The 24,793-nt window shown below is 69.2% G+C and carries 21 protein-coding genes; 10 read left to right on the top strand and 11 right to left on the bottom strand.

Features of this window, described 5'->3' with window-relative positions; all coding sequences use genetic code 11:
• Positions 1 to 44: 44 nt before the first annotated feature.
• Positions 45 to 320 (bottom strand): formaldehyde-responsive transcriptional repressor FrmR, encoded by a 276-nt coding sequence (gene frmR / locus CYU89_RS12455; RefSeq protein WP_296281395.1) that lies wholly within the window; start codon positions 318 to 320, stop codon positions 45 to 47.
• A 150-nt stretch (positions 321 to 470) separates the two neighbouring features.
• Between frmR and CYU89_RS12450 the strand changes: the two genes are divergently transcribed.
• Genes CYU89_RS12450 through CYU89_RS12440 form a run of 3 tightly spaced genes read left to right on the top strand, consistent with a single transcriptional unit; the run spans position 471 to position 4,328 of the window.
• Positions 471 to 1,724, top strand: coding sequence for a hypothetical protein (locus tag CYU89_RS12450; protein ID WP_296281394.1), 1,254 nt, complete (start codon positions 471 to 473; stop codon positions 1,722 to 1,724).
• Positions 1,725 to 1,777: 53 nt separating this feature from the next.
• Complete coding sequence (locus CYU89_RS12445; RefSeq protein ID WP_296281393.1) at positions 1,778 to 2,632, top strand: DUF2272 domain-containing protein; 855 nt, start codon at positions 1,778 to 1,780, stop codon at positions 2,630 to 2,632.
• A gap of 19 nt (positions 2,633 to 2,651) precedes the next feature.
• Positions 2,652 to 4,328: a hypothetical protein gene (locus CYU89_RS12440; RefSeq protein ID WP_296281392.1), complete on the top strand. Its 1,677-nt coding sequence runs from the start codon at positions 2,652 to 2,654 to the stop codon at positions 4,326 to 4,328.
• Between the two features lie 13 nt (positions 4,329 to 4,341).
• Here the strand turns inward: CYU89_RS12440 and CYU89_RS12435 are convergent, their stop codons facing one another.
• The 3 genes from CYU89_RS12435 to CYU89_RS12425 all read right to left on the bottom strand — a co-directional run bounded on the left by CYU89_RS12435 (position 4,342) and on the right by CYU89_RS12425 (position 9,281).
• Entirely contained in the window at positions 4,342 to 7,212 is a 2,871-nt protein-coding gene (locus CYU89_RS12435) for a serine/threonine-protein kinase (RefSeq protein WP_296281391.1), read from the bottom strand.
• The gene (locus CYU89_RS12430; RefSeq protein WP_296281390.1) at positions 7,209 to 7,760 is read right to left on the bottom strand and encodes an ECF-type sigma factor; all 552 of its coding nucleotides are present in this window, start codon (positions 7,758 to 7,760) and stop codon (positions 7,209 to 7,211) included. Before CYU89_RS12430 ends, CYU89_RS12435 begins: the two co-directional genes overlap by 4 nt.
• A 141-nt stretch (positions 7,761 to 7,901) precedes the next feature.
• A complete protein-coding gene (locus CYU89_RS12425; RefSeq protein ID WP_343125258.1) occupies positions 7,902 to 9,281 on the bottom strand; it encodes a glutamate--cysteine ligase in 1,380 nt (459 codons plus the stop codon).
• Positions 9,282 to 9,434: 153 nt separating this feature from the next.
• On the opposite strand from CYU89_RS12425, the gene CYU89_RS12420 reads away from it, so the two are divergent.
• Positions 9,435 to 10,151 (top strand): VIT family protein, encoded by a 717-nt coding sequence (locus CYU89_RS12420; RefSeq protein WP_296281388.1) that lies wholly within the window; start codon positions 9,435 to 9,437, stop codon positions 10,149 to 10,151.
• Positions 10,152 to 10,166: 15 nt separating this feature from the next.
• Here the strand turns inward: CYU89_RS12420 and yihA are convergent, their stop codons facing one another.
• Entirely contained in the window at positions 10,167 to 10,769 is a 603-nt protein-coding gene (gene yihA, locus CYU89_RS12415; RefSeq protein WP_296281387.1) for a ribosome biogenesis GTP-binding protein YihA/YsxC, read from the bottom strand.
• Positions 10,770 to 10,898: 129 nt separating this feature from the next.
• On the opposite strand from yihA, the gene CYU89_RS12410 reads away from it, so the two are divergent.
• The 4 genes from CYU89_RS12410 (at position 10,899) to CYU89_RS12395 (ending at position 14,172) form a co-directional block, all read left to right on the top strand.
• Positions 10,899 to 11,681, top strand: coding sequence for a c-type cytochrome (locus tag CYU89_RS12410; protein ID WP_296281386.1), 783 nt, complete (start codon positions 10,899 to 10,901; stop codon positions 11,679 to 11,681).
• A 130-nt stretch (positions 11,682 to 11,811) separates the two neighbouring features.
• Entirely contained in the window at positions 11,812 to 12,462 is a 651-nt protein-coding gene (locus CYU89_RS12405; RefSeq protein ID WP_296281385.1) for a thiol:disulfide interchange protein DsbA/DsbL, read from the top strand.
• Between the two features lie 97 nt (positions 12,463 to 12,559).
• Entirely contained in the window at positions 12,560 to 13,378 is an 819-nt protein-coding gene (locus CYU89_RS12400) for a thiol:disulfide interchange protein DsbA/DsbL (RefSeq protein ID WP_296281384.1), read from the top strand.
• A gap of 23 nt (positions 13,379 to 13,401) precedes the next feature.
• Positions 13,402 to 14,172, top strand: a complete 771-nt coding sequence (locus CYU89_RS12395; protein ID WP_296281383.1) for an endonuclease/exonuclease/phosphatase family protein — start codon at positions 13,402 to 13,404, stop codon at positions 14,170 to 14,172.
• Between the two features lie 15 nt (positions 14,173 to 14,187).
• On the opposite strand, the gene CYU89_RS12390 is transcribed toward CYU89_RS12395, so the two are convergent.
• From CYU89_RS12390 to CYU89_RS12365, 6 genes are all read right to left on the bottom strand, one after another.
• Entirely contained in the window at positions 14,188 to 15,534 is a 1,347-nt protein-coding gene (locus CYU89_RS12390) for an EAL domain-containing protein (protein ID WP_296281382.1), read from the bottom strand.
• Positions 15,535 to 15,639: 105 nt separating this feature from the next.
• On the bottom strand, positions 15,640 to 15,975 hold the full coding sequence (locus CYU89_RS12385; RefSeq protein ID WP_296281381.1) for a DUF3325 domain-containing protein: 336 nt from the start codon (positions 15,973 to 15,975) through the stop codon (positions 15,640 to 15,642).
• Positions 15,968 to 17,632 carry a PepSY-associated TM helix domain-containing protein gene (locus CYU89_RS12380; protein ID WP_296281380.1) on the bottom strand — a complete coding sequence of 555 codons (1,665 nt, stop codon included), beginning with the start codon at positions 17,630 to 17,632 and terminating at the stop codon, positions 15,968 to 15,970. Before CYU89_RS12380 ends, CYU89_RS12385 begins: the two co-directional genes overlap by 8 nt.
• Positions 17,633 to 17,648: 16 nt before the next feature.
• Positions 17,649 to 17,963 (bottom strand): iron uptake protein, encoded by a 315-nt coding sequence (locus CYU89_RS12375; protein ID WP_296281379.1) that lies wholly within the window; start codon positions 17,961 to 17,963, stop codon positions 17,649 to 17,651.
• A gap of 40 nt (positions 17,964 to 18,003) precedes the next feature.
• A complete protein-coding gene (locus tag CYU89_RS12370) occupies positions 18,004 to 20,064 on the bottom strand; it encodes a TonB-dependent siderophore receptor (protein WP_296281378.1) in 2,061 nt (686 codons plus the stop codon).
• A gap of 453 nt (positions 20,065 to 20,517) precedes the next feature.
• Positions 20,518 to 21,315, bottom strand: coding sequence for a sulfite exporter TauE/SafE family protein (locus tag CYU89_RS12365; RefSeq protein WP_296281377.1), 798 nt, complete (start codon positions 21,313 to 21,315; stop codon positions 20,518 to 20,520).
• Positions 21,316 to 21,378: 63 nt separating this feature from the next.
• Between CYU89_RS12365 and CYU89_RS12360 the strand changes: the two genes are divergently transcribed.
• Both CYU89_RS12360 and CYU89_RS12355 read left to right on the top strand, forming a co-directional pair.
• Positions 21,379 to 23,340 carry a transglycosylase SLT domain-containing protein gene (locus tag CYU89_RS12360; protein ID WP_296281376.1) on the top strand — a complete coding sequence of 654 codons (1,962 nt, stop codon included), beginning with the start codon at positions 21,379 to 21,381 and terminating at the stop codon, positions 23,338 to 23,340.
• Positions 23,341 to 23,538: 198 nt separating this feature from the next.
• Positions 23,539 to 24,768, top strand: coding sequence for a multifunctional CCA addition/repair protein (locus CYU89_RS12355; RefSeq protein ID WP_296281375.1), 1,230 nt, complete (start codon positions 23,539 to 23,541; stop codon positions 24,766 to 24,768).
• Positions 24,769 to 24,793 lie beyond the last annotated feature (25 nt).

Raw genomic sequence — 24,793 nt, 5'->3', positions numbered from 1 at the left:
GTTTCCCGACCTTGGCCGAGGAGCATCGCGGGCATGTCCCGCTCCTACTTCAGATAGGACCGCACCAGCGCGACGGCGGCATCGATGCCGGCCCCGCGCTGTTCGGGCGTCGACGCGGGATGCGCGAATTCCTCGCGCAGGTGGCTTTCCAGGATTTCGGACATCAGTCCGTTGACCGCACCGCGCACCGCCGCGAGCTGCTGCAGGACCGGCGCGCAGTCGGCACCCTCCTCCAGCGCGCGCTCCAGCGCATCCAGCTGGCCGCGGATGCGCTTGACGCGCGTGAGCGCTTTCTTCTTGTCGGCGGGCGAATGCGGCATGGCGATGGCAGCCTATAGTGGGGGGGAGTATAAGCCGGGCCGTCCGTCGGGCCAAGGTGGCGAGCCGGCCGATCCGGTCCGGCCGGCGCGTGTCCGCTGGGGAGGCCTTCCTTCGCATACCTCCCCATCGCCCACTCCAGGAGCCGCCCCATGCGCCGCCCCCCGCTGACACTCGCCCTCGCCACGGTACTGGCCATCGCCCTGCCTGCCAGCAGCGCACCGCCCGCCGGCCCTGAAACGCAGGTCTGGATCGATGTCGCCACCCACTCCATGGCGGGCATGCCCGATCTCGGCGCACTGGGCGGACTGGCCGGCCGCATGATGGGGGGCGAGAAGGGTCCGCAGGCCTATCCGCAGTCGCGGAACATCCCGGCCACCCAGGGCCACGTGCTCGACATCGCGCTGTACAACCGCCTCAAGCCCGGCGTGCCTGCCGAGCAGGCGGTGCCGGCGGGACTGGGCGTGGGCAAGTCGCTGTCGCTGCTGCCGCCCCCGCCCGGCAAGGACGTCGAAGACCCGAAGAATCCCGAGATGCATGACATCGAAGTGACCATCCGCCAGTACTGGGGGTGCGGCGCGACGGTGCGCCCGGGCCAGCCGAAGGTGATGACGCTGAAGGTAAAGAACGGCCAGTTCCAGCAGGACGGCGCGCTGGCACCCGGCCTGTTCGTTCCCGATCGCGACGTCGACGTCACTCCCGGCTACGCGCTGTGGCCCAACCTGAAGAACAACCGACGCGTCGGCGAACGCTCGTCGCTGGTCGGCCCGCACCGCATCAGCGGTGAGGGCGTGCCGGCCTCGCTGCAGTTCGAGCTGGGACAGAACGCTGACTTCATGCCGAAGATCGCGCTGCAGACGCGTGGCGAACTGACGGACAGCATCGCCCTGAGCTGGCAGCCTGTGGATCGCGCCAGGGCTTATTTCCTCAACGCGATCGCCATGCAGGACGAACGCAACTTCACCGTGTGGAGCAGCGCAGAGGTACCCGGCGCCGGCCACGAACTGGTGAACTACCTGACCGGTTCGTACATCGACAAATGGTTGAAGCAGAAAGTACTGCTGGCACCAGGCGCGACCAGCTGCGCGGTGCCGCAGGGCATCTTCAAGGCCAGCGGCAAGGGCGGACAACCGGGCGGCTTCGCCTCGCTGAACATGATCGCCTACGGTCCCGAGACCAACATCACGTGGCCCCCCAAGCCTGCGGACCCGAAACAGCCATGGGATCCCGAATGGAACGTCCGCGTGCGCACCAAGGCGACCACGGTGGCGATGCTGGGCATGGACTTCAGCGAGATGGGCGGCATGCCGACCGGCGATGACGACGGCGACGGCAAGCAGGACCCCGAAAAGAAGGAAGAGGGCGGCGCGAAGAAGCTGCTGCGCGGCCTGCTGCGCAACTTCTGATCACGCCAGCGGCAGGCCGTGCGCCTGCCTCCCTCCGCCATGGATGACACCCGATGAAGCCCGCACTGCTGCTGTTGTTCGCCCTTGCCACCCTCTGGTACGCACCCCCTGCCCGTGCCACCGATCCCTGTCCACAACTGCGCACCCGGACGGCGTCGACCGACGTGGCCACGCGCATCGCGGCCATCGCCTGCCAGGAGAACCACGCGTGGTTCCGCCCCTTCATCGATGCGGAAGGCCGGGTCGGTGGGCAGGCGGTCTACGAAGCGGAGAACGACGTGCTGGCCGACGGTGCGCCGGCCTGGCGCAAGGTGGCGGCGTACTGGAACGGCAGCGGGCTCGGCAGCGGTTGCGGTGGCGCGGGCGCGGCGTGCCGCAGCTTCGTGGTCGACATGCCATGGTCGGCGGCGTTCGTGTCCTGGGTAATGCGGCAGGCGCGCGTACCGGGCTTCGGCACCTCGTCGCGCCATGTCGACTACGTGCGCGCCGCGCGCCACGCATCGCCGACGGCGCCCTATCGGCTGGTCGCCCCGGACGAGGCGGCACCGGCACCCGGTGACCTGCTCTGCTACGTGCGGGGTCGGTCGCGTGCGCTGGGTTATGCGGGACTGATCGACAGCCTCGATGCCGGCGACAGCCTGCCGATGCACTGCGACATCGTCGTGTCCGCGCAGGACGGCATGGCGTGGCTGGTCGGCGGCAACGTGCAGCAGACCGTCGCGCTGCGGATGCTGCGCCTGGATGCACAGGGCCGTTTCGCCGACCTGCCGGCACGTGCGGCTGGCGATGCCGCCTGCAGCCCGGATGTCCCCGCGCACTGCAGCCTCAACCGGCAGGACTGGGCTGCCCTGCTGAAGCTCCGATCAGCCGACACCCGCACGCTGCTCGCCACGACCGCCGACCGTTGACCCCTGCCGGGATATGTCCATGAAGACGCGCCTCCTCGCCTGCCTCACGCTCACGGCCTGCATGATCGCCGCCTGCTCGCGCCCGGACGCGGAATCCGGCGACGCAGGCGTCGCCGACAATCGTGCGAAATTGATGCCGACGCGCGCGCAGAGGGATGCATTCCGCGCCTCGGAGCCCGACGCCACGCTTCGAAAGATGGCGCTGTTCGACTACCTGGTGCACTACCGGGTGATGGAAGCCACCGGCATGGTCGATGCGCTGGGTGGCGAAGCGAACGCGGTGGCGGCGCTCAGGGCATGGGGCGAGCAGAACGAGCGCGCCCTGCGCGGCACGCAGGCCGATGTGCCGCGGATGATCCCGGCGGCCTTCGATGGCAGCGGCCTGGATGCCGGCTTCACCGGCCTCGCGGTGGGCGCCTTCGGCGGCCTGATCGCCGGCGGCATGGTCAATGGCGCGGTGCAGACCATGTCGGACGAACAACTGGCCGACCTGGTCAAGGCCGGACCGGTGAAGCTGGGCGCCGACAAGGACGGCAAGGGCGGTGCGGAGCTGCACTTCGGTGCCGACGGTTCGCTGGACCAGACGCTGGAATTCGACGGCAAGGCCACCGACGGGCTGTCGGGCAAGATGAAGATCAAGGTCCACATCGACGCCTGCCCGGATGCGGAAGGCAAGCTGACGGTGACGCTGAACGTGGATTCGCAGATGAACGTCGTCGGCCAGGCCGGTGCGGGCGGACGTGTGCGCAGTGAATTCAAGCTAGAACGGTTCCTCGACAACGACGCGCACCTGATCCAGGACAATGCCGGATCGACGGCGAGCATGACCATGTCCGCAGGCGGCACGGTCGGCGGCAAGCCGCAGTCCTTCGACGTCAGGATGGGCTACGGACGTACGCCCGGCAGCGGCTACGAGGATTTCGGCGACCATAGCGGTTTCAGCATCTTCCGCATGGATGAAGTGAAGCACGCGGCGCAGCTGGCCGAGCAGTCCTTCGTCTACCTGCAGATGGTCGCCGAGATGATGCTGCGCGGTGTCGGCCAGGGCGGAGGGCCGTGGGAAAGCGGCCGCTGCGTGGAGCTCAAGGTCACCAGCAATCCCGGCAAGCGCAAGGGCATCCGCCCGAGCACCGCGTTCGATCTGGAGGCCATTCCGCGCGCGAAGTCCGATGGCGCGCCCGCCGGCGGCACGGTGACCGCGACGCTCAGCGGCGGCGCGAGCCTGCAGCCCGCGGGCGGCAAGGTGCCGGCGGATGCGAAGTACGCCTATGCGGGGCCGGACAAGAAGAACGAAGAGGCCAGCATCACGTTCGAAGCGCGCAGCAAGCGCGGCGTGGGACGCGCGACGCTGGCCTTCGACACCAAGCGCCCGCAGGCTTACACCGCGGCAGGCGGGCTGGATGCGTTCTACGGGACCGGCACCGTCTGCAACCTCGGCGAGCCGTTCACGATCAGCGGAGGCGGCAATGTGGTGACCTTCACGCCGAGCAGCGAGGAGGGCGGGACCTACCGCTATCAGGGCAACATGGGCGGCGTCGGCGTCTACGGCAATGGCACGTATTCCGTCTCGGCCGACGAGCGCGGAGGCACGCTGACCGGGTCAGGCAACGGGTGCGTGAAGACGCCGATGGGCACGCGCTGCAACAGCGGGACGGAGCGCTACACGCTGACGCCGATCGCGCCCTGCGAGCAGTAGCGCGCTCGCGGGTTCACAGCATGGTGGCCAGCCGTTCCGCCGCGGCGAGATTGCGCTCGCCCGGCAGCAACGCAGCGCGCAATACCGGCAGGGCGATGGCCAGGAGCTCCTTCGCCTGCGCCCTGTCGCCGCGCACCGCGACGTCGCCGGCCAGGGCGGCGCGCGCGATCGCCGCGTCGACGGCGCTTGCGCTGGACGCGAGCCGGCGGAACGCTTCGCGCTGGTGCTGCTCCGCCCGTCCCGCGTCGCCGCGCATGCGGTCGAAGGCTGCCTCGTAACCGAAGAAGTGACCGAACTGTTCGTGCGTCTGGGGCACGCCACGCCGTGTCATGCGGAGGCGCAGGTCGGCCAGCAGCGGGACCCCGCGCGCCACATCGCCGATCCGGCGATACAGGCCGAGCTGGTCGCCAAGCACCAGCGCGTACTCCTCGGAGTCCTCGCCATCCAGGCGTCGCGCGCGTTCCAGCAGGCTGTCGAGCTGGCGGGCCGCGTCATCGAACCGGTCGTTGGCGATCAGCACGCGCGCGTGCGTGCGCTCCGCGCTGCGGCGGAACGTATCGTCAGGTGGAACCTCCGCCTCCAGCAGTCGTGCCATGCCCTGCGTGGAGCGTGCCAGGGCAGTCGCGTAGTCGCCGTACATGAGGTTGAGCGTGGCGATGTTGGTGAGCGCCATGGCCAGGTTGCGCGGCCCCTCGCCGGCCTGGCTGGACAGGGCGTAACTCCTGTCCAGCGCAAGCAGCGCCTCGCGGTAGCGTCCTTGACCGATCAGGGTTTCCGCGAGCGTCTGGTAGAGCACGGTTTCGCTGGCACCGCCGTACCCGCCGGTCTTCTCGCCGTCGGCGATCGCCTTGCGGATCACCTGTTCCGCTTCCCCGGACCGGCCCTCCAGCACCAGCCCGGCGACCAGGCCGCGGGTCAGGGACTGCCGCACCGGTGAATGGGCGGCGATGCCATGCGTGTCGGCATACGCCAGTCCCTCGCGGCTGACCGAAAGCAGGCGGCGCCGATCGTTCTGGAAGTTGGCGGCGGTGCTGATGTCGGAGTAGATATCGAGCACGATGTCGACCGGCGGATCGTGCATCTGCTTGGCGAACGCGAGCGACGCCTCGGCCCGCTTCCGGCAGGCGTCCAGGCCGAACTTCTCGACATGGCCCAGCGTGAGATGCGCCATCGCGCGCAGTTGCTGCTCGGGATCGTCGGGCGCGAAACGCCTTCGCAACGCCACGGCCTGCTCGGCCGCCGCGAACGCCTCGGCGTTGTGCTCCAGATCGGCCAGTGCATCCGAATAGGCCACCAGGTCATCGGCCAGCGCGAGCGCTTCGTCCTGCTGCTGCGGCTCGACGCCCTCGAGCCCCGCCGCAAACACGTCGACGGCGGCCTGCTGCTCCCCGATCGCCAGGTACAAACGGCCGAGCATCCGCTGGACCGGTTGCCTGACCTGGGGATCCAGGGTGCGCTGTTCGAGCTTGGCCCGCGCCTGGTCGAGGAGTTGGCGCACGCTGACTTCCCTGCTGCCGGCCTGCTCGGGCGAGGCGGCCGCCAGCGTATCGGAGAGGAACGCCAGCGTGGCCCGTGCGTTCGCAGCCTCATGCTCGGCGATACGCGCCTGCGCGCGTGCTTCGCGGGCCTGCCACACGGCGACGCCCGTACCGGCCAGCAACGCCACCGCGACGATGCCCGACGCCGCCGCCAGGGCGCGGTTGCGTCGCAGCCACAGCCACGCGCGGTCGACCCGCGACAAGGGTACCGCGCTGATCGGCCGGTCGTCGAGCCAGGCGCGCAGATCGTTCGCCAATACGTCCGCCGAGGCATAGCGCGCTTCCGGATCACGGCGCAGGCAGGCCTGCACGATCTGCGCCAGGCTTCCCCGCAGCGCGCGTGCGAGCGATGCCGGGGTGTGGCCTCCGCGCTGCGCGGCCTGCTCGCTGCTGGCGTGCGACGCCGCCCGCGTCAGTGGCTCCGGATCGCGATCCAGCTGCTGCAGCTGGTGCGCCACCGGCGTTTCGCGCGTCACCCCGAACGGATGCGCGCCCGCCAGCAGGCGGTGCAGCACCACGCCCAGTTGCCACAGGTCGGTGGCGGTGGTGATGGGTGCGTCGAGCAGTTGCTCGGGCGAGGCGTACTCGAAGGTCAGCGCGCGGTCGACCGTCACTGCGCGCGTATCGGCGAGTTCCTTGGCGATGCCGAAGTCGAGCAGCTTCACCCGTCCGTCGGCATCCACCAGCAGGTTGGAGGGCTTCAGATCGCGATGGACGACCAGGTTCCGATGCGCATGGCGGACCGCATCGACCACCTGCAGGAACAGCACGATGCGCTGGCGCAGGCCCAGCTGCCGCGTGTCGCACCAGCGGTCGATCGGCTCGCCGTCGACGAGTTCCATCACGAACCACGGGTCGCCTTCGCCGCTGATGCCGCCGTCGAGCAGCGTGGCGATGTTCGGATGGCGCAGCCGGGCGAGGATCTGCCGCTCGCGCAGGAAGCGTTCGCGCGCCGCCTGCGAGTCGGTGCCGGCGCGGATCAGCTTCAGCGCGGCATGCTGCGCGTAGGCGCCGTCGTCGCGGTCGACGCGGTAGACGGCGCCCATGCCGCCATGGCCGAGGATGCCGGTGAGGCGCCAGGGACCGATGCTGCGGCCGACCAGCGCATCGCGTGCCACGTCGCCGTGCTCGTCGCGGAACGCACGGCCCCAGGCCAGCGCATCGCCGGCGAACGGTTCCGTGCCGCTCGCGTCCGCGGCCAGCAGTGCATCCACATCGGCCCGCAGCGCGGCGTCGCCGCCGCAGGCGCCCGCGAGCCATGCGTCGCGCTGGGCCGGCGCGATCTCCACCGCCTCGCGGAACAGCGCCAGCGCCTGCCGGCGACGTTCGGGCCCGCCCTCGCTCACTTGCCCAGCTCCGCGAGCAGGAACGCGCGCGCCGCGCGCCAGTCGCGCCGCACGGTACGCTCGCTGACGCCGAGCATCTGCGCAATCTCGGCTTCTTCGTAGCCACCGAAATAACGCAGCTCCACGATCTGCGCCGCGCGCGCATCGGCCTGCTGCAGGGCATCCAGCAGCTCGTCCAGCGCCAGCACTTCGACCACCGCCCGTTCGCCGCCGCCCAGCCGCGCGGTCAACGTCAGCGCTTCCACGCCGCCGCCGCGCTTCTGGGCATGCGCGATGCGCGCGTGGTCCACCAGCACCTGCCGCATCGCGCGCGCCGACATCGCCAGCAGGTGCGCGCGATCGTTGGCCGCCAGGCGTTCGCCCGTCGCCATCTTCAGATAGGTTTCGTGCACCAGCACCGTGGTGTCGAGGTTGTCGTGGTGCCGGCGCAGCTGGAGGTGGGCGGCACGCTTGAGCTCGTCGTAGAGGCTGGCAAACACCGCATCGGCCGCCCGCACGTCACCCTCGCGCGCGCGCTTCAGCAACTGGGTGACCGGTACCTGATCCATGCATCGCTCGCGGATGTGCGCCCCGGCACCCTGCCGCGGCCCCCTGCGTGACCGGATCCGGCATGCGCCGGATACGTCCACTTCAAGGGTGAGCAACGCAAAACAACGTCGACCCGGGACAGGCTGCGCCCGGGATCCCGCCTAGTACGCGAAGTCGCGGAACACGCGGTCGATGTCGCCGTTCCACTCGCCGTGGAAGAGGGCGAGCTTGCGCTCGGCCGGGGTCTCGTTGGCTTCGACGATCTCGACCAGTGCGTCGAGGAAGCCGGCTTCGTCCACGCCCTTGCCGTTGAGGCGCGCGCGACGCCGCAGGCCGCCGATGGCGATCTTCACGGCCTCGCGGGCCAGGTCGCGGACGGTGCCGTCGCGGAAGGGCAGCTTCAACGCGTGCTTCGGCACGCCGTCGCGCAACGCGTGGCGCTCGGCCAGCGAGAAATCCTTGACCAGGTCCCAGGCCGCATCGAGTGCGGCATCGTCGTACAACAGGCCCACCCAGAACGCGGGCAGTGCACAGATGCGATTCCAGGGACCGCTGTCCGCGCCGCGCATCTCCAGGAACTTCTTCATCCGCACTTCCGGGAAGGCGGTGGTCATGTGGTCCGACCAGTCGCGCAGCGTGGGCAGCGCACCCGGCAGCACATCCAGCTCTCCACGCAGGAACCTACGGAACGACTTGCCGCTGGCATCGTGGTAGATGCCGTCGCGGTAGGAGAAATACATCGGCACGTCGAGCAGGTAGTCGACGTAGCGCTCGTAACCGAAACCGTCCTCGAAGACGAAGTCCAGCATGCCGGTGCGGTCGCCATCGGTGTCGGTCCAGATGTGCGAGCGGTAGCTCTGGTAGCCGTTCGGCTTGCCCTCGGTGAACGGCGAGTCGGCGAACAGCGCCGTGGCCACCGGCTGCAGCGCCAGCGACACGCGGAACTTCTTCACCATGTCCGCTTCGCTGGCATAGTCCAGGTTGACCTGCACCGTGCAGGTGCGCGTCATCATGTCCAGGCCGAGCTGGCCGACCTTGGGCATGTACGACTTCATGATCTGGTAGCGGCCCTTCGGCATCCACGGCATCTCGTCGCGGCGCCACTTGGGCTGGAAGCCCATGCCGAGGAAGCCGAGCTGCAGTTCGTCGGCGACCTGCTTCACTTCCTTCAGGTGCGTGCCGACTTCGACGCAGGTTTCATGGAGGGTCTCCAGCGCCGCGCCCGAGAGTTCCAGCTGTCCCGCCGGCTCCAGCGTGACCGAGGCGCCATCCTTCGACAGTGCGATCACGCGACCCTTCTCTTCGATGGCTTCCCAGCCGAAGCGGGTCAGGCCTTTCAGCAATGCTTCGATGCCGCGGTCGCCATCGAAGGTCGGCGGCCGCAGGTCGTCCAGGCGGAAGCCGAACTTCTCGTGCTCGGTGCCGATGCGCCAGTCCTGCGCGGGCTTCTCGCCCGAGGCGATGTATTCCACCAACTGGGTGCGGTCGGTGATCAGCGTGTCGGCGACGTGGCTGGGACTGGACAAGGGCGGGACTCGCAAGGGGGACGCGACGCCGGCGTGCCAGCGTGGCAGGGCCGGCACTATAACGTGGCCGCCCGCACGCCAGCATCGCCACGACAACGCCGCAGCATCCCATCCATGGACGCGATGGGGCGGATCGACGCCCGACCTTGCCGGGCGTACGCTGCGCGCATGACGCACCCCGCCCGCGACACCGCACCGCGCCATCGCGAACGCCATCGCACCGACCGTGTCGGCTGGCTGCGCGCGGCCGTGCTGGGCGCCAATGACGGCATCGTCTCGGTCGCCGGCCTGGTGGTCGGTGTCGCCGCCAGCGGGGCCAGCGCGTCGACCATCCTCGTGACCGGCGTGGCCGGCCTGGTCGCGGGTGCCATGTCGATGGCGGCCGGCGAATATGTTTCGGTGCAGTCGCAGGCCGACGCAGAAGCCGCCGCGCTCGCCGTCGAAACCCGCGAGCTGCGCGAGATGCCGGACGGCGAACTGGCGGAGCTGGCGCAGATCTACGTCAAGCGGGGTCTGGATCCGGTGCTGGCGCGGCAGGTCGCCCAGCAGCTGACCGCGCATGACGCGCTGGCGTCGCACATGCGCGACGAACTCGGCATCACCGAGGCGCTGCGTGCACGTCCGGTGCAGGCAGCGCTGGCGTCGGCCGCTGCCTTCACGGTCGGTGCCCTGCTGCCGATCGCCACGACGCTGCTGGCGCCACCGGACAGGGTCGCGCTGGTCACTACCGTGGCGACCCTGGCGGGCTTGCTGGTGTCAGGCGGATTGGCCGCCAGGGTCGGCGGTGCCCCGGTTCTTCGCGGCGCGTGGCGGGTCGGCTTCTGGGGCGCGATGGCGATGGCGGCTGCCGCGGCCGTGGGCCGCCTCTTCCACGTCAGCGTCTGAGTCCCGGCTCAGGGCTCAGGACAGCTCCAGCCAGTTGCCCACGATCATGCGGGCCTCGTCCACGCCCTGCTTCGACTCGGCGGAAAACGTCTGCACGCTGACCGTATCGCCGAAGGCGGAGAACAGCTCCTTCTTCACCGCCTGCAGGGCATTGCCCTGCTGGCCGCGACCGAGCTTGTCCGCCTTGGTCAGCAACGCATGCGCCGGCAGGCCGCGCTGCACGGCGTAGCCCAGCATCTGCCGGTCGTACTCCTTCAGCGGATGGCGGATGTCCATCACCACCACCAGGCCTTTCAGCGCGTCGCGGGTGCGGAAGTAGCGATCGATGAAGGCCTGCCAGTGCGCCTGCAGGTCCTGCGGCACCTTCGCATACCCGTACCCGGGCAAGTCGACCAGATAGCGGTCCGGCTGGACCTGGAAGAACACCAGCTGCTGGGTGCGGCCGGGCGTCTTGGACACGCGGGCCAACCGGTTGTGGTTGACCAGTGCGTTGAGGGCGCTGGACTTGCCGGCATTGGAACGGCCGGCGAAGGCCACTTCGAAGCCGCCATCCTCCGGCAACTGGCGCGGGGTATGGGCGGAGAGCAGGTAAGTGGCGGAATTCAGGGGGTTCGACATGGCGATAGGATCGCACGGTGGCGGGCGGGATACCGTTTGAATTGACCGCGAGCAGCCGCCGCGACGATAATTCGGGGGTTTCGCGGCCTCTTCGGGCGCCGCCTCAGTCAAGGGTTTCGGAGCTTCAGCATGCGCCACGCTCGCGTTATGGGACTTGCCGGACTGGCCGTGTTGGCCGTGGGCGCAGTCGCTTTTGCACAGACCACGGTCGTTCCCGTGCCCGACAATGCGCCGGTCGAGACCGCCCCGCTGGAGGTCAATCTCGCCAAGACCACCTGGGGCGATGCCAAGGCCGGCCAGACCAAGGCCGCCGCCTGCGCCGCCTGCCACGGCGTCGACGGCAACCCCAGCGATCCGCAGTACCCGCGCATCGCGGGCCAGAGCGAGCGCTACGTCGCCCAGCAACTGGCGCTGTTCGCCTCGGGCGAGCGCAACACGGGCATGGCGGCGGTGATGGCCCCGTTCGCCCAGGCCCTGAGTGCGCAGGACATGCGCGACGTGGGCGCGTACTTCGCCACCCAGAAGTCGGGCGCCGGCCTGGCCGACGACAGCGTCGTCGCCGACGGCGCCTACAAGGGCATGAAGTTCTATGAGGTGGGCCAGCAGCTGTACCGCAGCGGTGACGCCAAGCGCGGCGTGCCGGCCTGCATGGCGTGCCATGGCCCGACCGGCGCCGGCAACCCGGGCCCGGCCTATCCGCACATCGGCGGCCAGATGCAGGACTACACCGTGCGTCGCCTGACCGAATACAAGGCCGGCACGACCACGCTGAAGGACGCCGCCCACTTCAACATCATGGCGCAGGTCGCCGGCCCGTTGACCGAGCAGGAAATCCAGGCGCTCGCCAGCTACCTGCAGGGCCTACATGCCCGCGCCGACGACATGGCGGCCGCGAAAGCCGGCGGCAAGTAACGACACGGCCGCACGCCGCTCCGCGCGGCTGCCGGTTCAAGCTCCTGTTCATCGCGCCGGCCCCACCATGGCCGGCGTTTCTTTTTTCGCGGACCCGTCGACCGGGCGCCGCCCCTAGAGGAAGAGTCCGATGGCGTCGCGCCTGCTGCCCGTGCTGATCACCCTGCTGGCCCTGTTGCCGGTCACCACGCGCGCCGCCCCCGCGGCCCCCGCGCCGCTGGTCGAAGGCCAGGACTACGAGGTGATCGCCGAGGGCCAGCCGTTCGCGCCGGTGAAGGGCAAGATCGAGGTGGCCGAAGTCTTCGGCTACACCTGCATCCATTGCGCCCATCTGGAACCCACGCTGGTGGCGTGGAAGAAGACCCTGCCGCGCGATGTGCAGCTGACCCCCGTTCCAGCCGCCTTCGGTGGCTACTGGATTCCCTACGCCCGCGCCTTCTTCGCCGCCCAGCAACTGGGCGTGCAGCCGCGGACCCATCAGGCGGTGTTCGACGCCCTGCACAAGACCGGCGCGCTGCCGATCCAGAATGCCTCCGTCGACGAGATCGCCAACTTCTATGCCAGCCAGGGCGTCGATCGCGCGAAGTTCGTCGCCGCCCTGCGAGGACCGGCCGTCGACGCGCAGTTGGCCAAGGCCCGCGACTGGGTGGCCGGCGCCGGCGTGGAGGGCACGCCGACGCTCATCGTCAACGGCAGGTACCGCGTGACCGGCGGGCGCACTTACAGCGACATGCTGAAGATCGCCGACCGCCTGGTGGCCCGCGAGCGCGCGCGCAAGTGATGATTCCGTCATGGCGACCGCTGCGGGCGCCATGCAGAATGCGATGTCCCCGGCCCGGCCGGCACCTTCTTTCCTGTGATCCCCTGGAGTTCGCGCGATGAAATCCCGCCACGCCCTGATGCTGTCCCTGCTGCTGCCCGTGCTGGCGGCTTGTGGTCCGAAGCCCTCCACTGATACGACACCGACGCCCGAGGCAACCGCCGCCGCGACCGATGCGACGGTGACGGCGCCCGCCGCCGAAGCACCGGCGACGCCGGCCGATGCGACCACCACCCCCGCCGACGGCACCGCTACCGCGACTGCCGCCAGTGCCAACCCGATCGTTCCGCCGCAGGGCCCGGCGCCGGTCGCAGGCAAGGATTACGTCGAGATCCCGAACGGCCAGCCCTACGCCCCGCTCAACGGCCAGGTCGAGGTGGTCGAGGTCTTCGGCTACGTCTGCCCGGCCTGCGCGCGCTTTGCGCCGGAAGTGTCGGCATGGAAGAAGAAGCAGCCGGCCGACGTGCGCGTGACCTACGTGCCGGTGGTGTTCGGCCCGGTCTGGGCTCCCTATGGCAAGGCGTTCTACGCAGCCCAGGCGAAGGGCCTGGTCGACAAGACCCACGATGCGGTGTTCAGCGCCATCCACCTGCAGCGCACGCTGCCGGGCGAAGGCAAGCCGCCGGCGGATCCGGCCCAGATCGCGCAGTGGTACGCCCAGTACGGCGTCGACGCGAAGGAGTTCGTGTCGCTGATGAACAGCTTCGGGACCAATGCCCAGATCGGCCGCGGCATGCAGTTCGCCAAGAACAGCGGCGTGGAAGGCACGCCGACCATCATCGTCAACGGCAAGTACCGCATCACCGGCGGCCAGACCTACGCCGACGTGCTGCGCATCGCCGATCACCTGGTCGCGATGGAGCGCGCGCGGCGCTGAGTGGCGCGGAAGCCCCCACTTCCATGACCGACTCCTCTTCCACGCGGCGGCTGCGCGTGCTGAGCGCCAACATCCAGGCAGGTTCCAGCACGCGCCGCTACAGCGACTACGTCACCCGCAGCTGGTCGCATGCGCTGCCGGCGGGCAACAAGCGCGGCAGCCTGGATGCCATCGCCCAGCTGGCCGGCGAACACGACATCGTCGGCCTGCAGGAAGCCGACCCGGGCAGCCTGCGCTCGGGCTTCACCAACCAGACGCATTACCTCGCCGAGCGCGCCGGTTTCGACTTCTGGACGCACCAGCCCAACCGCAACGTCGCGCGCGTGGCCGGCAGCGCGAACGGCCTGCTCAGCAAGCTGGAGCCGGTGGAAGTGACCGACCACAGCCTCCCCGGCCGCATCGGCGGCCGCGGCGTGCTGATGGCGCGTTTCGGCGACGGCGACGAAGGCCTGACCGTGGCGGTGGCGCACCTGTCGCTGGGCGCCAATTCGCGCAGGTCGCAGCTGGCCTTCATCGGCGAGCTGCTGTCGGACCACCCGCACGCCGTGCTGATGGGCGACTTCAACTGCGTTCCCGACACGCCGGAGATGGAGCTGCTCTACAAGCGCACGCGCCTGCGTCCGCCGGCGTTCTGCGTTCCCACGTTCCCCAGCTGGCGCCCGCTGCGCGCGATCGACCATATCCTGCTCAGCGAAGGCCTGCGCGGCGACAACGCACGCGCCATGCCTGCCGCCAACTCGGACCACCTGGCGCTGGCGATGGATATCCACGTGCCGGACAGCGCGTTGCGCTGAGCGCATCCCCTCCCCTCACGACGATGCGATGCGCTCGGTGAAGGCGGCCACGTCCATCGGCCGCCCGAACAGGTAGCCCTGGAACAGCACACAGCCCTGCCCGCCCAGCAGGGCGAACTGGTCGTCGTGCTCGATGCCTTCGGCGATCACGTCGATGCCCAGGTCGCGGCCCAGCTGCAGCAGGTTGCGGGTGATCGTGGCCGCGTGGGCGTCGCGCACGACGTCGCGGGTGAAGGCGCGGTCGATCTTCATTTCGGCGAACGGCAGGTCCCGCAGGTACGACAGGGAGGCGTATCCCGCGCCGAAGTCGTCGAGCGACAGGCGCACGCCCATCGCGTGCAGCGCGCGCATCTTTCCCACTGCGTCTTCCATGTCGTGCACCAGCACGCTCTCGGTCAGTTCCAGCGTCAGCGCATCCGCCTCGATGCCGCTGCGCGCCATCACGTCGTCCACATGCTGCACGAAGTCCGGCTGACGCAACTGCAACGCACTGATGTTCACGGACAATCGCACGTGGCGCAGGGCAGGGGTCGCCTGCCAGACCGCCAACTGCCGGCATGCCTCCTGCAGCACCCAGTGCCCGAGCGGCAGGATGAAGCCGCTGTCTTCGGCGGCCTGCATGAAGTCGGCCGGACGGATCAGGCCGCGACGCGGATCGTGCCAGCGCAGCAACGCCTCGGCGCCGACGATGCGCCCTGCCGCGTCCACCTGTGGCTGGTAGAGCAGCACGAAGCGACGCTGCGACAGTGCATCGCGCAGCGCGCGGTGGAGCGCGCGGTGCTCGGCGATGTCCGAATCGGCCAGGCGCACCACGATCAGCAGGCTGGCCACCGCAGTGGCGAGATTGATCCAGATGCCGACGCGCCGCACGTCCTCGGCGATCGCGAGCGACGAAGGCGTCGTCACGGGCGCAGCCGCGAAGACGACGAACAGCGCCAGCAGCGCCACCACCAGTCCGTAACGCAGCCAGGGCTTCTCGTCGCGGAACACATGGTGGCCGCACAACGCCAGTACCAGCAGGAACACGTGGCTGGTCCTGGGCGTCTGCGCGGTGGGCACGTCGAGGTACACGGAGAAGAAGCACAGCACGCCTGTGAGGCCAACGAACGCCACCCACGACGCCGCACGCGGGCGATGCCGGCGCGCCATGACGATCACGCCGGCGCCCAGTGCTGCCATCGCCAGCTCCATCGCCGCCACCGCCCATTCCCCGCGCCAGGCGAAGAACACCCCCCAACCCAGTCCCACCAGCACCATGATGGAGCCGGTCGCGAGCAGAAGATGGAAGGCGCGGCGACGCCGCCGGTGATCCATCCTCGCCGGCCACGCCACGGCACGTGCATTGTCGACCGGCGCATCCATTCGATCAGTACCCCCCGCCTGTCGCCATCCTACTCCTGCGGCGGCGGACAGCACGGCGAGCGGACGGGCGGAGTCTTCCGCCGTTGCTGGGGGTGCGCCCCGGCCTTATGCGTGGGGACGCCGCACCCAGGGCGCCAGCGCGCGCAGCCAGCGCGGCCGCCATGCGAGCGTCATCGCCACGCCCGCGGCGGCGACGGTGAGCCCCATCACCCACACCAGACTGGCCATGGTGGCATGGTCGACCGCCAGGCAGAGCCCCAGCGCCACGGCCACGGCGACCGCGCCGGCGATCTTCAGTGCGCGCCGCGTCGACCCGGCAGGCACCGCGCTCCAGACCTGCTGCGCATGCACCGGCATGGACAGGGCGAGCCATCCCATGCCGGCCGCGCTGGCCACCAGCGCCGCCAGCAGGAGCAGGGCTGCGGTCACGGGCTCAGGCATGCGTCGTCTCCATGCCCCGATGCGCTGCAGGCAGCGACGCACGCTGCTTCAGCAGGCGCGCGGTGAACGCCGCGATCGCGACGGTCGCCAGCAATGCCAGGTCGACGCCCGCTACCGGCCAGTAGCCCGCGAGAATCGTGCGCACCAGATGGTCGCCCGTGGTGGCCCAGTTCAACAGCATGGCCGCCAGCGCGAGCAGCGCGATCATGCCGCACTGCTCGCGCCACGCCGGGTTCGGCAGGCCACGGGCCACCGGCGCACTGCGCCAGGCCGCGTGCAGCATCGCCAGTGACCACGTGCCCCAGAAGGCGTAGCGCTCCCAGTCGCCGCGTGCGGGCAGCCCTTCGGGCAACAGGCGGTTGGCGACCAGGATGCCCAGCGCCGCCAGCACCATGCCGGTGACGGTGGTCACCGCCAGCGCATCCACCACGCGCGCGCCCTGCTGTCCCTGCCTCGCGTGCTGCCGCTTGCGTTTTTCGACGAAGAACAGGAAGCCGGTGGCGATGCATACCGCGCCGAGCAGGCCGCCCAGCACGTACATCCAGCGCAGCAGCCAGTGGCGGAAGTGCTGCAGGTGCAGGCCGGTGAGGAATTCGGCGACGCGGCCCGCCGCGCTCGGCGGCGGATCCTCGCGGATAAGTTCGCCGGTGGACGCCTTGTAGTGGATGCTATCGCCGACCAGCGCGATGCGGTCGGTGCCTGCGCGGTACACGCTGACGTAGCCGTTCGCATCGCCGACATGCTGCAGCACCAGGAAGCCGACATCGCCGGCCTTGTCCTGCGCCTGCCAGCGCCGCTGCGCGTCCGCCACCATCGCATCGACATCGGCGAGCCCGGCGGGTACGCCCGCACGCAGGTGCGGCAGGCCGGTCTCGCGCGCTTCCACCGCCGCATGCAGGTCGTGCAGGTCGTGCAGCTGCGTGTGACCGACCGGGAAGTAGTACGTTGCCGCGAAGATCAGCAGGCCCGTGAAGGCGAAGAAGAAGTGGAACGGCAACGCCACCACGCCGGTCAGATTGTGCAGGTCCAGCACGCTGCGCAGACCGCCCTTGCCGGGCCGGAAGGTGAAGAACTCGCGGAAGATCTTGCGGTGCATGACCACGCCGGTGACCAGCGCCACCAGCATCATCAGGGCGGAGAAGCCGACGATCCAGATGCCCAGGTTCTTCCAGTCCAGGGTCAGGCCGTAGTGCATCGGATAGAAGAACCCGCTGCCGACCTTCAGTCGGTCGTTCGGCAGCGGCGTGCCGTCGCGCGGGTCGATGGTGGCGTCGGCCCAGATGGCTTCCTCCGGATCCTTCGCGTTCGGCACCTCGTAGCCGGCGAACAGCTGCAGCACCGGATCGCGGTGGGTGGTGTACGCACTCCAGCTGACCACGGTGTCGAAGCGCTCGGGCATCGGGCCGTCCACGCGCGGGCGCATCGCATCCACGGCGGCCGGCAGCGGCTGCATGCTCTCGAACGCCGAGCGCAGGATCTTTTCGTACGACGGCATCGGCTGCGGCTCGAAGCGCGTGGACGGGATCGCCCAGCGGTCGATCTCGCGGTCGAACACCGACAGCGCGCCGAAGAAGAACGCGGCCATCAGCACGAAACCGAGGACCAGGCCGAACCAGGTATGCAGCCAAGCCATCGCCTGGCGGAAGCTCTGCATCATGATGACGTCCCCGGCCTCAGACCAGCCGCGATTGCACGAACGAACCGACGGCGGCCAGCAACGCGCCACCGCCCACGAGCACCGTCCACACCACCCACAACCGGCGCGCCGCGAAGGTCCACAGGAACACCGCCAGGAACGCCAGCACGCCGAACAGGCTGGCGAGGAACTCGGCATCGTGGAAGTCCATGCCGGCGGCGAACATCAGGCTGGCGCCGGCGGCGACGATGCCCCAGGCGAAGCCGTAGCCGCCGAAGATGGCTGCCACGATGCGCGCCGCCAGATGCAGGCGTGGCGAACGGGGAGCGGTGGAATGCGGGATCGTGGACATGGTGGCGGCGGCTACCAGGGATGGACGGGGCGGGACGTCATCAGAACCGGTATTCCAGGCTCAGCGACCAGTGCCGCGGCGCACCGTAGTAGCCGATCTGGTACAGCGTATTGATGTACTTCTCGTCGGTCAGGTTGCCGACGTTGGCACGCACGGTGGCGTTCTCCAGGAAGTCCCACGCCGCGAATGCATTGAGCACCGTATAGCTGCCCTGTCGCACGGTCTGGCCGCTGTAGCTTTCCACGTTGGAGATGGCGCTCTGCCAGCGACCGCCGATGCCGAACGACACCGCCTCGTACGCAGGCAGGCGCGTGCTGAGCATCAGGTTGGCAGTACGGCGCGGCACCCAGTTGTAGGTCAGCGTGCCCTCTTCACCGTCCATCTTCAGGTGGGTGTAGCCGAAGACCAGGTCGGTGCGATCGCCGAGCCTGCCCGTGGCCTCGAACTCCCAGCCCTTCGACTCCACGTCCTTGGGCACGTAGTAGTTCATCAGGGTCTCGCTGCTGTAACCGGCGAAGGTCGCCAGTCCTTCCTGCTCGGCAGAGAAGTATGCCAGCGTGGTCAGCAGGCGCTTGTCGAACCACTCGGCCTTGACGCCCACTTCGTAGTTCACGCCCTTGGACGGCGCCAGGTAGAAGCCGTCGAAGTCGCGCTGGTCCTGCGGCTGGTAGATGTCCGAATAGCTGACGTAGCCCAGCACGTCATCGCTGAAGTCGTAGGTCAGGCCGGCGTACGGGCTGGTGTTGCTCTCGGTTTCGTCGAACGGCTCGATACCGTTGGCGCCGTCGCGGTGGTATTCGGCGTAGTTGACGCCCAGCACCGCCTTGAAGTCCTCGGTCAGCGACAGGCGGGTCGCGCCGAATGCACGACGCAGGCGCTGGTTGAAGAAGCTCGACCGTTCGCGGGCACCCCAGAGGGGTTCCGGTACGGTGTCGCCCGCGTACGGGAACCCGGGAAGCGCGCCGAACGCCGGCGAATCCGATGGCGCCGGATTGATCCAGTATGCCTGCTCGCTCTCCGCCTGACTGAGGCCGAACATCGCCTCGTGCTCGCGACCGAACAGCTGGAAGCGGCCGTTGACGCTCAGGTCCGCCAGATCCGACGTCAGCTCGTCCTGGCCCTTGTAGGCCCAGCCCAGCAGACCCGTGCCGGTGACCGGATCGAGACCCGTAAGGGAGTACGCGAAGAACAGCTCGTCGTCGTTCTCGCCCTTGCGCCGGTTGTAGGTCGCCTTCAGTCGCCAGTCTTCGCCCAGCTGGTGCGTGTATTCGACGAAGGCGGTCTGGGTGTTGGTGTCCCAGTAGGCCCAGTCCACCGTGGTCGAGGCGCCCACGTCCCACGAGGGCTGCGTGCCATCGGTGTTCACGAACGGCAGCGCGCCCCACATGTTGCCGGTGGTATCGGCCTGCTGCCACGAATAGCCGAACGCCAGCGTGCCGTTTTCGCCCACCTGGCCATCGATCACCGCGTAACCGAAGGTGCGCTCGTTCTCCAGGTCGCGCAGGTAGGAGTCGCCTTCCTCCCGCGCGAACACCACGCGACCGGCCCAGGTACCGTTCTCGTTGAACGGCATCGAATAGTCGAACTCGACACGGCGCTCGCCCCACGAACCGACCTTCACGCCGACCTGGCCTTCAGCCTCGTTGGTCGGACGCTTGCGCACATAGTTGAGGGTGCCGGCCGAATTGCCGACGCCGGTGAGCAGGCCGTTCGCGCCACGGATGACTTCCAGCTTCTCGTAGCCGAATGCGTCCATCGCACCGGTGGCGATGCCCCAGTCGTTGGGCATGCCGACGCCGTCGATCTGCGTGCTCTTGATCTCGAAGCCACGCGCCAGATAGTTGGTGCGGTTGGTTTCCCATTCCTCGACCTGGATGCCGGTGGCCAGACGCAGCGCATCGTTGAGGCTGTCGGCGCCGAACTGCGCCATCTGTTCGCTGCTGACCACGCTGATCGACTGCGGGGTCTCCTTGATGGCCAGATCCAGGTTGGTCGCGCCGTTGCTGACGCGGTTGGCACGCTGGCCGACCACCAGCACCGCGTCCAGGTCGGTGGCGCTGCTGCTGGCGGTGGACGGCGTCGCCGCTTGCGGCGAACCCATGACAACGCCGGATGCGCTCAACAGCGCGGCCGCGAGTGCCGCCGGCAGGCGCGCGCTTCGGGGTGCGGGGCCGGAACGCCGTGCAGGGCGAACCAGGGGATGGGACGAAATCGGACGAAGCATGGAGGGGCCTGGGGGAGGGGGAGGGCAGCGCCGGGAAACAGCACGGGGCCAAACCTCACCGCCGTGGCTGCCCGAGCCCTTGCCGACGCATCGGGTCGCAAGGGCCCGAAGGCTCAGGCGGTCATTAAATGCGAATGAGTCTTATTTTTCAAGCCGCAGGCATCGGCTGAGGCCGCGACCCATCGTCGCAGCCGGTGCCGAGCCGCCCGCCCGGGTGTGGATCGAGGCCGTGGCCACGACACGGAAAGGCCGGCGTTGCGCCGGCCTCTTCCATTGCACCCCCGGTTGTTTGAGGAAGGGGCGGGACAGCCCTGGCGTGGATCCGCCGACTCACCCACTCGCGATGATCGCGATCCCCATCACCACCATGAAAACCGCGAACACCCGCTTCAAGGCTTTGCCGCCGATGCGATGCGCAAGGCGCGTGCCGTACGGCGCGGCGAGTACGGACGCGATGGCGACCCCGATGGCGGCGGGAAGGTAGATGTAGCCGACCGCGTGCGCCGGCAGTGCGCCTGCGGGCGCATGCGCCGCATACCCCACCGCGCTGGCGATGCCGATGGCGACGCCGCACGCGCTGGAGGTGCCCACGGCCCGCACGGGCTGCACGCCACGCCAGACCAGCAGCGGTACCGTCATGCTGCCGCCGCCGATCCCGACGACCGCCGATACCGCGCCGATCAGGGATCCGGCCGCGCTCATCACCGGGCCGCGCGGCGCGGCCACACCACGGCCTTCCGGATGCGCGCTGCCGCCGAACATCATCTGCGCGCCGGCGATGAAGCAGTAGCCGGCGACGATCCAGCGCAGCACGTCGTCGTCCAGGTGGACCGCCAGGCCACTGCCGACCCAACCACCCAGCAACAGGCCGGGCACCATCCACGCCACCGTCGGCCACAGCACGCTGCCACGACGATGATGCGAGTACGCCGACGACGATGCAGTCAACACGATGCTCGCCAGTGAGCTCGCGAGCGCGGCATGCATCGCCGCGTCTTTCGGAATCCCGTGCAGGGGCAGGATCCACGCGAGTGCGGCGACCAGGACCAGGCCGCCCCCGATGCCGAGCAGGCCCGCGAGAATGCCGGCCAGCACGCCGAGCAACGGAAAAATCCAGACACCTTCCAATCAGCACCTCGCTGTGACGCGTTGTCTACGTGGACGTTCAGCCGGCTTGGGTATAGTCCCGGCATGATCCGATCCACGCCTTTCATCGTACTCGTTGCCATCGCCGGGCTGTGCAACGCACCCTTCTCGCGTGCGCAGTCGCTCGACGCACAACGTCCCGCGATGCGCGACGCGCTCGCTGCGGCCGAGGCCGGTCGCTTCGATGCCGGCACCGCGTCGTCGCTTACCCGCCACCCCCTCTACGGATGGCTCGAATTCGCGGCCCTGCGCCGCGATCCCGATGCGATATCCACGTCGCAGGCACAGGCCTTCCTCGCGCGCTACGAAGGCCAGGCCGTCGCCTCGCAACTCCGCAGCCTGTGGCTTGCGGCCCTGGCGCGCCGCCAGGACTGGCCCACGTTCCTGGCCGCATGGAAACCGACCGACAGCGTCGCCCTGCAGTGCGCCCACCTGCAGGCGCGCCAGGCCACCGGACGCATCGATGCTGCGTGGACCGAACAGGCGCAGGCACTCTGGCGGAAAGGCGCGAAGTCGCTTCCGGATGGGTGCGACCCCGTCTTCAACGTGCTGGCGAGCCAGGGCGCGCTGGCGCCGACGCTGCGCTGGGAGCGCATCGATGCGGCCGCGGCCGAGCGCCAGACCGGCGTGATGCGCAGCGCGGCGCGTGGCCTGCCCGGCGACGAGGCCGCACTCGCCAACGACTATGCCGCCTTCATCGATGCCGTCCATCCTCGCGCGATGAACTGGCCGAAGACCGACCGCAGCCGCCGCATGGCGGCCCACGGCCTGTCGAGACTCGCACAGAACGATCCCGACACGGCCGAGCGCATGCTGCCGCAATACGCCGACGCGCTGGGCATGGGCCCCGACGAGCGCGGGCAGGTGCTATACCAGATCGCCTTGTGGACGGTCGCATCCTACGGACCGGATTCCGCGCGCCGCTTGGGCAACGTACCCGAGTCTTCCTACGACGAGCGCCTCCACGAATGGCGTGTACGCGAGGCACTGTCGCGCGGCGACTGGCCCTCGGCGCTTGCGGCGCTGAAGAAGATGCCACCGGCGCAGCGCAGCGATTCGCGCTGGCGGTATTTCGAAGCCCGCATGAGCGAGAAGACCGGCGACCGCGCCGCCGCACAGCGTCTTTACCGGGAGACCGCGGGCAGCCCGACCTTCCATGGCTTCCTCGCCGCCGATCGGTTGGAGCAACCCTACGCGTTGTGCGCCTGGATCCCGAACGACCCCGCCACCGCCGTGCAAGCCGTGGCGCGCGACCCCGCCGTCGTTCGGGCGATGGAACTCTGGCAGTTGGAGCGTCCGGGCTGGGCGACGGCCGAATGGAACGAGGCGCTGTCCCGCTTCGACGATACCCAGCGCCGCATCGCGGTGCAGGTGGCGCAGGACAATGGCTGGTTCGACCGTGCCGTGTTCTCACTGGGCAAACAGCCCGACGAGCAGCGCCTGTACCGGCTGCGCTTCCCGCTGCACCATGAAGACACCATCAAGCGCGAAGCCGCGAAGCACGGCATCGATCCGGCCTGGGTCGCCGCGGAGATCCGTGCCGAGAGCATCTTCAACCCGAAGGCACGATCGGGCGCCAACGCCATGGGCCTGATGCAGGTGTTGCCCTCCACGGGTGCGGGCGTCGCCAAGCGCCTGGGCATTCCCTACGCGGGCGCGGCCAGCCTGTACGACGCCGACACCAACATCGCCATCGGCACCGCCTACCTGCGCGAGATGGAAGACAAGTACGCCGTGCCCTATGTCGCCATCGCCGCCTACAACGCGGGGCCGGCGCCGACGGCACGCTGGCAGTCGCAGCGGCCGGGCTTCGATCCCGACGTCTGGATCGAGACGATCAGCTACAAGGAAACGCGCGAGTACGTCGCGCGCGTGCTGGCCTTCAGCGTGATCTACGACTGGCGCCTCAACGGCAGCGCCCTGCCGGTCAGCGACCGCCTGATGGGTCGCGTGCAGGCCAAGCGCAAGGCCTTCACCTGCCCGACAGCACAGATGCCGAAGAGCTGATGACGCTGCGCCCCTGTGGGAGCGACGTCAGTCGCGACCGCGGAAACAGGACGGCACACGTCCCGCATCGGGAAGTCGCGTTGTCAGCGGATCATCGCGCACGATCATCGGGCTGATCGCCTGCACAGGTCGCGGTCGCGACTCGCGTAGCTCCTGAAGCAACCCCGCATCGCGCTCCGGATCCGGCATCATGCCGGCATGAAGACCTATCTCGTCGGCGGCGCGGTGCGCGACCGGTTGCTCGGCCTGGCGCCCGGCGACCGGGACTGGGTGGTCGTGGGTGCGACGCAGGCGCAGATGGAAGACCTCGGCTTCAAGGCGGTGGGACGGGACTTCCCTGTATTCCTGCATCCGGACACGGGCGAAGAGCATGCGCTTGCGCGCACGGAGCGCAAGAGTGGCCGCGGCTATCGCGGGTTCGTCGTCGATGCCGACCCTTCGGTAACGCTGGAAGAAGACCTGTTGCGGCGCGACTTCACCGTCAACGCCATTGCCCAGGACGACGACGGCGCGCTCGTCGATCCCTACGGCGGCGCGCGCGATATCGCGGCGCGCGTGCTGCGGCATGTGGGCCCGGCCTTCGCCGAAGATCCGCTGCGCGTGCTGCGCGCGGCCCGCTTCATGGCGCGCTTTGCATCACTGGGTTTCACGATCGCGCCTGAGACGATGGCGCTGATGCGCGCGATGGTGGCCAGCGGCGAACTGGAGGCGCTGGTGCCCGAGCGCGTGTGGCAGGAACTGCGACGTGCGCTGGCGTCCACGACGCCCTCCGCCTTCCTGTCCACGTTGCGCGCCTGCGACGCATTGGCGGTGGTGCTGCCGGAAGTGGATGCGCTGTACGGGGTGCCGCAGCGCGCGGAATACCACCCGGAGGTGGATACCGGCGTGCACCAGGAAATGGTCAGCGACATGGCGGCGGAACTCGCGCCGGGCGATGCGCGCATCGGCTTCGCCGCGCTGGTGCACGATCTGGGCAAGGCGCTGACGCCGGCCGCGGTACTGCCGAAGCACATCGGCCATGAACATGCCGGGGTGAAGCCGGTGATGGCACTGTGCGAACGACTGAAGGTGCCGGTGGACTACCGCGAACTGGCCGTGATGGTATGCCGCGAGCACCTCAACGTGCACCGCCTCGCCGAGCTGCGCGATGCCACCGTGGTGGAACTGCTCACCCGCTGCGATGCATTCCGGCGACCCGAACGCATCCCGTGGCTGGCGACCGTCTGCGAAGCGGACAAGCGTGGCCGCGGGGGACAGCGGCAGGCCGACTATCCGCAGGGGCGTGCACTGGTGCGCCTGCACCAGGCCGCATTGCGGGTCGGCGCGCGCGATGTGGTGCGCGAGGGCATGTCGGGCGTGCAGATCGGCGAAGCCCTGCAGGCGGCGCGCGTGCTGGCCATCAGGCAGCAGCGGACGGCGGACGGCTGACGGACGGTCGGCCATTCCGTCTCTC

The organism is Pseudoxanthomonas sp., from assembly GCF_002863005.1.
Taxonomy (GTDB): Bacteria; Pseudomonadota; Gammaproteobacteria; order Xanthomonadales; family Xanthomonadaceae; genus Pseudoxanthomonas_A.
This window is presented reverse-complemented; position numbering and strand designations above follow the sequence as displayed.